The sequence below is a fragment of the Paracoccus sp. NIOT.M2S5SZ12 genome (assembly GCF_057748165.1).
In genome coordinates this window covers 338,983-349,046 of the sequence record NZ_JBYLFR010000001.1, presented here as the reverse complement: position 1 = coordinate 349,046, position 10,064 = coordinate 338,983, and the positions used below count along the sequence as shown (strand labels likewise).

General features: G+C 65.9%; 8 protein-coding genes. 1 reads left to right on the top strand and 7 read right to left on the bottom strand.

Annotation, left to right across the window (positions count from 1 at the left end; genetic code table 11):
* The 6 genes from AC2SGK_RS01775 to AC2SGK_RS01750 all read right to left on the bottom strand — a co-directional run.
* Nucleotides 1-454: GTP-binding protein (locus AC2SGK_RS01775; protein ID WP_488321875.1), on the bottom strand; the 454-nt coding region annotated here is incomplete at its 3' end.
* 64 nt (nucleotides 455-518) lie between these two features.
* Entirely contained in the window at nucleotides 519-2,642 is a 2,124-nt protein-coding gene (fusA, locus tag AC2SGK_RS01770; protein ID WP_488321874.1) for an elongation factor G, read from the bottom strand.
* 18 nt (nucleotides 2,643-2,660) lie between these two features.
* Nucleotides 2,661-3,131 carry a 30S ribosomal protein S7 gene (gene rpsG, locus AC2SGK_RS01765; RefSeq protein WP_411838625.1) on the bottom strand — a complete coding sequence of 157 codons (471 nt, stop codon included), beginning with the start codon at nucleotides 3,129-3,131 and terminating at the stop codon, nucleotides 2,661-2,663.
* 12 nt (nucleotides 3,132-3,143) lie between these two features.
* On the bottom strand, nucleotides 3,144-3,515 hold the full coding sequence (gene rpsL / locus AC2SGK_RS01760) for a 30S ribosomal protein S12 (RefSeq protein ID WP_022705687.1): 372 nt from the start codon (nucleotides 3,513-3,515) through the stop codon (nucleotides 3,144-3,146).
* A gap of 280 nt (nucleotides 3,516-3,795) precedes the next feature.
* The gene (locus AC2SGK_RS01755) at nucleotides 3,796-4,611 is read right to left on the bottom strand and encodes a glycosyltransferase (protein ID WP_488321873.1); all 816 of its coding nucleotides are present in this window, start codon (nucleotides 4,609-4,611) and stop codon (nucleotides 3,796-3,798) included.
* Entirely contained in the window at nucleotides 4,611-5,270 is a 660-nt protein-coding gene (locus AC2SGK_RS01750) for a DMT family transporter (protein ID WP_488321872.1), read from the bottom strand. Before AC2SGK_RS01750 ends, AC2SGK_RS01755 begins: the two co-directional genes overlap by 1 nt.
* A gap of 155 nt (nucleotides 5,271-5,425) precedes the next feature.
* Between AC2SGK_RS01750 and AC2SGK_RS01745 the strand changes: the two genes are divergently transcribed.
* Entirely contained in the window at nucleotides 5,426-5,641 is a 216-nt protein-coding gene (locus AC2SGK_RS01745) for a hypothetical protein (protein ID WP_488321871.1), read from the top strand.
* 133 nt (nucleotides 5,642-5,774) lie between these two features.
* Here AC2SGK_RS01745 and rpoC read toward each other — a convergent pair whose 3' ends face one another.
* Entirely contained in the window at nucleotides 5,775-10,031 is a 4,257-nt protein-coding gene (gene rpoC, locus AC2SGK_RS01740; RefSeq protein WP_488321870.1) for a DNA-directed RNA polymerase subunit beta', read from the bottom strand.
* Between the last annotated feature and the right edge of the window lie 33 nt (nucleotides 10,032-10,064).

The window sequence follows — 10,064 nt, the reverse complement described above, 5'->3', positions numbered from 1 at the left end:
GCTCGCGCACTTCCATCTCGACCAGCTCCAGCAGCTCCTCGTCATCCACCTGGTCGACCTTGTTCAGGTAGACGACCATGTAGGGGATGCCCACCTGGCGACCCAGCAGGATGTGCTCGCGCGTCTGCGGCATCGGGCCGTCGGCGGCGTTCACGACCAGGATCGCGCCGTCCATCTGGGCGGCACCGGTGATCATGTTCTTGACGTAGTCGGCGTGGCCCGGGCAGTCCACATGCGCATAGTGGCGCGTTTCCGATTCGTATTCCACATGCGCGGTCGAGATCGTGATCCCGCGGGCCTTCTCCTCCGGCGCGCCGTCGATCTGGTCGTAGGCGCGGAATTCGCCGAAGTACTTCGTGATCGCGGCCGTCAGCGTCGTCTTGCCATGGTCAACGTGACCGATGGTCCCGATGTTCACGTGCGGTTTCGTCCGTTCAAACTTTGCCTTTGCCATGGAATGGCTCCTTGTTCTTCAATGCTTGGTAAAGGGGCGGGGCGACAGGCGCCCCGCCACAGGATCAGGCGTATTTCTTCTGGATCTCGTCCGAGATGTTCTGCGGCACGGCCTCGTAGTGGTCGAACAGCATGGTGAACACCGCGCGGCCCGACGACATCGAACGCAGGTTGTTGATGTAGCCGAACATGTTGGCCAGCGGCACGAAGGCGTCGATGACGTTCGCGTTGCCGCGGCTGTCCTGGCCGCGGACCATGCCGCGCCGGCTGGTCAGGTCGCCGATGATCGAACCGGTATATTCCTCCGGCGTGACCACCTCGACCTTCATGATCGGCTCCAGCAGCTTGGCGCCAGCCTTGCGCAGACCCTCGCGCATCGCGGCGCGCGAGGCGATCTCGAAGGCCAGGACCGACGAGTCGACGTCGTGGAACGCACCGTCCAGCAGGGCGACCTTGAAGTCGATCACCGGGAAGCCGGCCAGCGGGCCCGAATCCATGACCGACTTGATGCCCTTCTCGACGCCGGGGATGTATTCCTTCGGCACCGCGCCGCCCACGACCTTGGACTCGAACGAATAGCCTTCGCCCGGCTCGGTCGGGGTGATCTGCAGCTTCACGCGCGCGAACTGGCCGGTACCACCGGTCTGCTTCTTGTGCGTGTAGTCGATCTCGGCCGGCTGCGAGATGGTCTCGCGGTAAGCCACCTGCGGCGCACCGATGTTGGCCTCGACCTTGAACTCGCGCTTCATGCGGTCGACCAGGATGTCGAGATGCAGTTCGCCCATGCCCTTCATGATCGTCTGGCCCGATTCCAGATCGGTCTCGACACGGAAGGACGGGTCCTCGGCGGACAGGCGCTGAAGGGCCAGGCCCATCTTCTCCTGGTCGGCCTTCGACTTGGGCTCGACGGCGATCTCGATCACCGGCTCGGGGAAGGTCATCGTCTCCAGGACGACGGGGCTGGCGGGATCGCACAGCGTGTCGCCCGTGGTCGTGTCCTTCAGACCGGCCAGCGCGATGATGTCGCCCGCGAAGGCCTCCTCGATCTCCTCGCGGTTGATCGAGTGCATCATCATCATGCGGCCGACGCGCTCGCGCTTGCCCTTGGTGGCGTTCAGCATCTGATCGCCCTTCTTCATCACGCCCGAATAGATGCGCGTGAAGGTCAGCGAACCGACGAAGGGGTCGTTCATGATCTTGAAGGCCAGACCCGAGAAGGGCTGCGCATCATCGGCGCGACGCTCGATGTTGCGGGTCTCGGTCTCGTCGCCCGGGGTGAAGCCCATGTAGGCCGGCACGTCCAGGGGCGAGGGCAGGAAGTCGATGACCGAGTTCAGCAGAGGCTGCACGCCCTTGTTCTTGAACGCGGAACCGGCGGTGACCGGGAAGAAGGACAGCGACAGCGTGCCCTTGCGGATCAGGCCGCGCAGGGTCGCCTCGTCGGGCTCGGTGCCCTCCAGATAGGCCTCCATCGCCGCGTCGTCCTGCTCGACGGCCATCTCGACCAGCTTCGAACGCCACTCGTCGGCCAGATCCTGCAGCTCGGCGCGGATCGGACGGCGAACCCAGGACGCGCCCAGATCCTCGCCTTCCCAGACCCACTCCTCCATCTTGATCAGGTCGACGATGCCTTCCAGCTTGTCCTCGGCGCCGATCGGGAACGCGATCGGGCAGGGAGTGCCGCCGGTGCGGTCCTTGATCATGCGGACGCAGTTGAAGAAGTCGGCGCCGATCTTGTCCATCTTGTTGACGAACACGATCCGCGGAACCTTGTAGCGGTCGGCCTGACGCCAGACGGTCTCGGTCTGCGGCTCGACGCCGGCATTGGCGTCCAGCAGGCAGATCGCGCCGTCCAGAACCGCCAGCGAACGCTCGACCTCGATGGTGAAGTCGACGTGGCCGGGCGTGTCGATGATGTTGAAGCGGAACTTGGTGTCCGAGGTCCCCTCGTTGGTGGGGTCCTCCTGGCGCTGCCAGAACGTGGTGGTCGCGGCAGACGTGATCGTGATGCCGCGCTCCTGCTCCTGCTCCATCCAGTCCATGGTCGCGGCGCCGTCATGCACTTCGCCGATCTTGTGCGACTTGCCGGTGTAGTAAAGGATACGCTCGGTCGTCGTCGTCTTGCCGGCATCGATGTGGGCCATGATGCCGAAGTTGCGATAACGCTGCAGCGGATATTCGCGTGCCATGGGTCGGATCCTTTCGCCTTACCAGCGGTAGTGGCTGAACGCCTTGTTGGCGTCGGCCATCTTGTGCGTGTCTTCGCGCTTCTTCACGGCGGTGCCGCGGCCGTTGACGGCATCGGACAGCTCGCCCGCCAGGCGCTCTTCCATCGTGTTCTCGTTGCGGTTCTTCGCGGCGGTGATCAGCCAGCGGATCGCCAGCGCCTCGCGGCGGGTCGGGCGGACCTCGACGGGCACCTGGTAGGTGGCACCGCCGACGCGGCGCGAACGCACCTCGACCGAGGGCTTCACGTTGTCGAGCGCCTCGTGGAAGACTTCGATCGGCTCGCGCTTCAGGCGGGTCTCGACGCGCTCCAGCGCGTTGTAGACGATCCGCTCGGCGGTCGATTTCTTGCCGTCAACCATCAGGTTGTTCATGAATTTGGTCAGCACGCGATCGCCATACTTGGCGTCGGGCAGGACATCGCGCTTTTCAGCGGCGTGACGACGGGACATGGATGCCTCTCCTTACTTCGGACGCTTCGCGCCGTATTTCGAACGACGCTGACGACGGTCTTTGACGCCCTGGGTATCCAGCACACCGCGCAGGATGTGGTAACGGACACCCGGAAGGTCCTTGACCCGGCCGCCGCGGATCAGCACGACGCTGTGTTCCTGCAGATTGTGCTTCTCGCCCGGAATGTAGGAGATGACCTCGAAGCCATTCGTCAGGCGGACCTTGGCCACCTTGCGCATAGCGGAGTTCGGTTTCTTCGGCGTCGTGGTGTAGACGCGCGTGCAGACGCCGCGCTTCTGCGGGCAGCCCTGAAGGTGCTGCGACTTCGAGCGCTGCACTTTCGGCTGCCGCGGTTTGCGGATCAGCTGTTGGATCGTCGGCATTCGGTTCCCCGTCTTGCTCTGTCAATACTCGCAACCGACCGGTTGCGCCGCTTCTCGACGGCACCTTGCGCGAATCGCAAAATGCCAAGCCCGTCCCGCCCATAACGGGCTGACGGGCATAATTCCAGAGGATCGGGGCGATTGGCCCGGACCCTGACCTCATGGGTTCTGGTCCCCGAGGCGGTTTCCCGCCGGGTCGCGTGGCTATAGGGGGAATCCCCCGCGCTGTCAACCGGCGCCCCCTGCCCCGCCGCCCCGTGCCGGGGCCATGCGGCGCGCCTCAGGCCAGCTGCCGCGCCAGCCGGGCCAGATCGCCCCGGCGCAGGGCAAACCGCTCGCGCAGCAGCCGGTTCAGCCCGCCCTCCTCGGGCTGCCACGGCAGCCCCGGCCCCATGTCGCCCGAGTCGCTGTCGCCATGGATCGAGCGCAGGAACATCAGCGGCTCGCTGATCTGCACGCCTGGCATCCATTGCGCCAGCCGGGTGTGGTTGAAGTCCAGCGCGGTCTGCTGCGCCTCGGGCGGCAGGAAGATGGTCAGCGCGACGCCCATGTTGTGACAGATCCGCGGCGTGATCGTCAGCTGACCCGAGCGCGCCTCGACCATCAGCCCGCGGGCGTAGTCCAGCGACAGGCGCCCATGCTCCTGCCACAGCGGCGCGACGCGTGCGAAATCCGCGCGCGTGCGGGCGACATAGTCGATGGCCACCGCATCGTCGTCGTCATGGCGAAAATGCCCGATCACCTGCGCGGTCCCGTCGACATGCGGGGCAACGGCGGCGCGGCAGGCCTGGAGGTGGTATTCCATCGGCGCCACCAGCGACAGCCGCAGCTGCGGCACCCGCGCGCAGAGGTCGTGCAGCCGGTCCAGCCAGGGCTGCGGCAGGTCGGGACCGGTCATCACCACCAGCGTGAAGTCGGGATCGATCTGCGCCAGCCAGCCCGGCAGGGCGACGGTCGTGAACCACAGCCAGCGCCGCTCCAGCCGCGCGGGCTCGTAGAGATAGGCGCGGCGCGCGGCGATGCTGTCATGCTCGACCTGATAGCCGCGCAGCCCCAGATAGGAGAAGCGGCACAGGCCCAGCATCTGCACGCGCATCAGCGTCTCCGTCCCAGCTGCGCCTCGCGCCAGATGGTATAGATGCCCGCGCCCACGACAAGCGCCGATCCGATCCAGGTCCACAGGTCGGGCCAGTCGCCGAAGACCAGAAGGCCCAGCACGATCGCCGCCAGCAGCGAGGTGTAGCGGAACGGAGAGACGGCCGCGATCTCTCCGACCCGCATCGCCGCCACCGCACACAGGTAGCCCACCGTCAGGAAGACGCTGCCCAGGGCCAGCAGCGCCAGCTGCGTCGGGCTGGGCATCACCCAGCCCTGCCCCAGGCTGAACACCAGCCCCGTCACCGTGACCAGGACCGCGCCGTAGAAGGCGATGGTGTTCGAGCTGACATCGCGCCCGAACTGCCGCGTGGACAGGTCGCGCACCGCCACCAGCAGCATCGCCCCCAGGGCCACCAGCGACCAGATGCCGAAGGCCCCGCTGCCCGGCCGCAGGATGATCAGCACGCCCAGCATGCCCACCAGAACCGCCAGGATGCGCCGCCAGCCCAGGGTCTCGCCGAAGAACAGCGCCGCGCCCAGCATGACCACCAGCGGCAGCGACTGCATGACCGCTGTCAGGTCGGCGATCTCCATCCGGGTCAGCGCGTTCAGGAACAGGAGCGTCGAGCCGATCTCTCCGACCAGGCGCAGCGCCATGGGCCGGCGCGCGGGCACGGGGATGCGCAGCCGCAGCCCCCCCCGCGCGCTGCGCCAGCAGGACCAGCGCGACCATCACGAACAGCCCGCGGATGGTGATCGACTGATACAGCGGCAGGTCCTGGGCCACGAACTTGATGATCGTGTCGTTGCAGGTGAAGCCCATCATCGACAGGGTCATCAGCCCCGCGCCCCTCAGGTTGTCGCCGGGCTGCAGCGGTTCGGGGCGGATGGAGGCGGGCCGCGTGCGGCGCAGCGGAGAGATCAGGGGCGTGGACATGGGCGGCCTTCGGGACTGGGCTGGACTGCAACGGACGATCGCCGTGCCGGGGCATGCCGCAGCGGGGCGCGTCCCCGCCATGTCCGGATGATCCATCCTGCCCCCGCCGACCGGCAGATGCAGTATGTGCAGCCGCCCTGATCGGTCAACCGCAAAGACGTGCCGATACAATGACGAAGGCCCGGCACTGGGGCCGGGCCTTCGCGGTGGTCATGCGGGCGGGATCACTCCTCGCCGTTGGTCTCGGGCAGATCGGCCGTGGCGCTCTCGGTCATCGTCTCGGGCGCGGTCATGCCGCGGGTCGGCTCGGGCGCGGCCAGGGCGGCTGCGGCCTCGGCCTCGGCGCGGCGCGCCTCGATCACCTCGGCGTCCCGCTCGGTCGCGATGCGACGCAGGCGGGTGGTCGCGCCACCGGTGCCCGCCGGGATCAGGCGGCCCACGATGACGTTCTCCTTCAGACCGACCAGCTTGTCGCGCTTGCCCTGGACCGAAGCCTCGGTCAGGACCCGCGTCGTCTCCTGGAAGGACGCCGCCGAGATGAAGCTGCGGGTCTGCAGCGACGCCTTGGTGATGCCCAGCAGGACCGGCTCGCCCGTGGCGGGACGTCCGCCGCGCGCCTCGATCTTGGCGTTCTCCTCGACGAAGTCGTCGCGCTCGACATGCTCGCCCTTCAGCAGCGTGGTGTCGCCACCGTCGAGGATCTCGATCTTCTGCAGCATCTGCCGAACGATGACCTCGATGTGCTTGTCGTTGATCTTCACGCCCTGCAGGCGATAGACGTCCTGCACCTCGTCGATCAGATAGTCGGCCAGCGCCTCGACCCCCATGATCCGCAGGATGTCATGCGGCGCGGGGTTCCCGTCCATGATATAGTCACCCTTCTGCACGAAGTCGCCTTCCTGCACCGGGATGTGCTTGCCTTTCGGCACCATGTATTCGACGGGGGTCAGACCCTCCTCGGACGGCTCCAGCGTGATGCGGCGCTTGTTCTTGTAGTCCTTGCCGAAGCGCACATAGCCGTCGATCTCGGCGATGATCGCGTGATCCTTCGGACGACGGGCCTCGAACAGTTCCGCCACGCGCGGCAGACCGCCGGTGATGTCCTTGGTCCGCGCGCCTTCGCGCGGGATGCGGGCCACCACGTCGCCCGGACGGATGTCCTGGCCGTCCTCGACCGACAGGATCGCGTCCACCGACATCGGATAGCTGACCGGGTTGCCCTGGTCGTTGCGCACCGGCTCGCCGTTCGCGTCCATCACGATGATCTCGGGCTTGAGGTCGTTGCCCTTGGGCGCCGACCGCCAATCCGTGACGATCTTCTGGGTCATGCCGGTGGCTTCGTCCGTCTCGTCGCGGACCGACAGGCCCGACAGCAGGTCGACGAACTTGGCCACACCGCCCTTCTCGGCGATGATCGGCAGGGTGTAGGGGTCCCATTCGAACAGCTTGGCGCCGCGGATGACGCGCTCACCCTCCTTCACGAACAGCTTGGAGCCGTAGAACAGCTTGTGGCTGGCGCGCTCCTGACCCTGGTCGTCCATGACCAGGATCTGCATGTTGCGCGACATCACGACCTGCTCGCCATTGGCGTTTTCCAGGATGCTCTCGTTGCGGAAGGCGATCGTGCCCTCGTGCGAGGCCGCCTGGAACGACTGCTGGCCACCCTGCGCGATGCCGCCGATGTGGAAGGTCCGCATCGTCAGCTGGGTGCCGGGCTCGCCGATCGACTGCGCGGCGATGATGCCGACAGCCTCGCCGATGTTGACCAGCGTGCCGCGGGCCAGGTCGCGGCCATAGCACAGCGCGCAGATCCCGTCCTCGGATTCGCAGGTCAGCGCCGAACGGATCCGCACCTGCTGCACGCCCGCCGCCTCGATGGCGTCGGCCTTGCGCTCGTCGATGACCTCGCCGCCGCGGACGATGATCTCGTCCTCGCCCGGGACCAGCACATCCTCGGCCGCGGTGCGGCCCAGCACGCGTTCGGACAGCGGGCTGATGACCTCGCCGTCGTTCACGGCCGCGGATGCGGTGATCGCGCGCTCGGTGCCGCAGTCATGCTCGCGGATGATGCAGTCCTGCGCCACGTCGACCAGACGACGGGTCAGATAGCCCGAGTTCGCGGTCTTCAACGCGGTGTCCGACAGACCCTTCCGGGCGCCGTGGGTCGAGTTGAAGTATTCGAGAACGGTCAGACCTTCCTTGAAGTTCGAGATGATCGGCGTCTCGATGATCTCGCCCGAGGGCTTGGCCATCAGGCCGCGCATGCCGCCCAGCTGCTTCATCTGGTTGACCGAACCCCGGGCACCGGAATGCGCCATCATGTAGACCGAGTTCGGCTCCATCTCGGCGCCGGCCTCGTCGCGCTTGTTGGCCGAGATGGTCGACATCATGGCCTCGGTCACGCGGTCGTTGCATTTCGACCAGGCGTCCACGACCTTGTTGTACTTCTCGCCCTGGGTGATCAGGCCGTCCAGATACTGCTGTTCGAACTCCTTCACCTGCTCCTGGACTTCCTCGACGATCGTCCACTTGTTGTCGGGCACGACCATGTCGTCCTTGCCGAAGCTGATGCCGGCGCGGAAGGCTTCGCGGAAGCCCAGACCCATGATCTGGTCGCAGAAGATCACCGATTCCTTCTGACCGCAGTAGCGGTAGACGGTGTCGATGACGACCTGCACGTCCTTCTTGCGCAGCAGGCGGTTGACCAGCTCGAAGGGCGCCTTGGCGTTCAGCGGCAGCAGACCGCCAAGGCGCAGACGTCCCGGGGTGGTCTCGAAGCGCTTCCAGACCTCGTTGCCGTTCTCGTCGATCTGCTTCAGGCGCGCCTGGATCTTGGCGTGCAGATGCACCTCGCCGGCGGCCAGGGCATGCTCGACCTCGTCGATATTGGCGAAGGCCATGCCCTCGCCCTTCATGCCGTCACGCTGCATCGAGACGTAGTACAGGCCCAGGATCATGTCCTGAGACGGCACGATGATCGGCGCGCCGTTGGCGGGCGACAGCACGTTGTTCGTCGACATCATCAGTACGCGCGCTTCCAGCTGCGCTTCCAGCGACAGCGGAACGTGCACGGCCATCTGGTCGCCGTCGAAATCGGCGTTGAAGGCGGAACAAACCAGCGGGTGCAGCTGGATCGCCTTGCCCTCGATCAGGATCGGCTCGAACGCCTGGATGCCGAGACGGTGCAGCGTGGGCGCGCGGTTCAAGAGAACCGGATGCTCGCGGATGACCTCGTCCAGGATGTCCCAGACCTCGGGGCGCTCCTTCTCGACCAGCTTCTTGGCCTGCTTGACCGTGCTGGACAGACCCTTCGCCTCAAGCCGCGAATAGATGAACGGCTTGAACAGCTCCAAGGCCATCTTCTTCGGCAGGCCGCACTGATGCAGCTTCAGCTCGGGGCCGGTCACGATGACCGAACGGCCCGAGAAGTCGACGCGCTTGCCCAGAAGGTTCTGGCGGAAGCGGCCCTGCTTGCCCTTCAGCATGTCCGACAGCGACTTCAGCGGGCGACGGTTGTTGCCCGTGATGACGCGGCCGCGACGGCCGTTGTCGAACAGCGCATCGACCGATTCCTGCAGCATGCGCTTTTCGTTGCGCACGATGATGTCGGGCGCGCGCAGCTCGATCAGCCGCTTGAGGCGGTTGTTGCGGTTGATGACGCGGCGATACAGGTCGTTCAGGTCCGACGTGGCGAACCGGCCGCCGTCCAGCGGGACCAGCGGGCGCAGTTCCGGCGGAATGACCGGGATCACGGTCAGGACCATCCATTCCGGACGGTTGCCCGATTCCAGGAAGCTCTCGACGATCTTCAGGCGCTTGATGATCTTCTTGGGCTTCAGCTCGCCGGTGGCGGCCTTCAGGTCCTCGCGCAGCTGGTCGGCGGTCGCCGCCAGGTCAATGTTCGACAGCATTGCGCGGATGGCCTCGGCACCGATATCCACCTGGAAGGCGTCGGCACCGAAATTGTCCTGCGCGTCCAGGAACTCTTCCTCGGACAAGAGCTGGCCATAGGTCAGGTCGGTCAGACCCGGCTCGATGACGACATAGTTCTCGAAGTAGAGGATCCGCTCCAGATCGCGCAGCGTCATGTCCAGCATCAGGCCAATGCGCGACGGCAGCGACTTCAGGAACCAAATATGCGCGACCGGCGCGGCCAGCTCGATATGGCCCATCCGCTCGCGGCGGACCTTCTGCAGGGTCACCTCGACGCCGCATTTCTCGCAGACCAGGCCGCGATACTTCATGCGCTTGTACTTGCCGCACAGGCACTCATAGTCCTTGATCGGACCAAAGATGCGCGCGCAGAATAGGCCGTCACGCTCGGGCTTGAACGTGCGGTAGTTGATGGTCTCGGGCTTCTTCACCTCGCCGAAGGACCAGGCCAGAATTTCTTCCGGCGAGGCCAGCGAGATCTTGATTTCATTGAATTGCCGCGGCGGGGCCAGCGGGTTCAGGGGGTTGGTGGCGAGTTCCTGGTTCATTCTCAATTCCTAATGAAGGGCACGGGGGAAGGG

Coding starts and splice junctions, on each gene's coding strand:
- fusA (WP_488321874.1), bottom strand. CDS start 2,642: ATGGCACGCGAATATCCGCTGCAGCGTTATCGCAACTTCGGCATCATG.
- rpsG (WP_411838625.1), bottom strand. CDS start 3,131: ATGTCCCGTCGTCACGCCGCTGAAAAGCGCGATGTCCTGCCCGACGCC.
- rpsL (WP_022705687.1), bottom strand. CDS start 3,515: ATGCCGACGATCCAACAGCTGATCCGCAAACCGCGGCAGCCGAAAGTG.
- AC2SGK_RS01755 (WP_488321873.1), bottom strand. CDS start 4,611: ATGCGCGTGCAGATGCTGGGCCTGTGCCGCTTCTCCTATCTGGGGCTG.
- AC2SGK_RS01750 (WP_488321872.1), bottom strand. CDS start 5,270: ATGGCGCTGCGCCTGGTCGGAGAGATCGGCTCGACGCTCCTGTTCCTG.
- rpoC (WP_488321870.1), bottom strand. CDS start 10,031: ATGAACCAGGAACTCGCCACCAACCCCCTGAACCCGCTGGCCCCGCCG.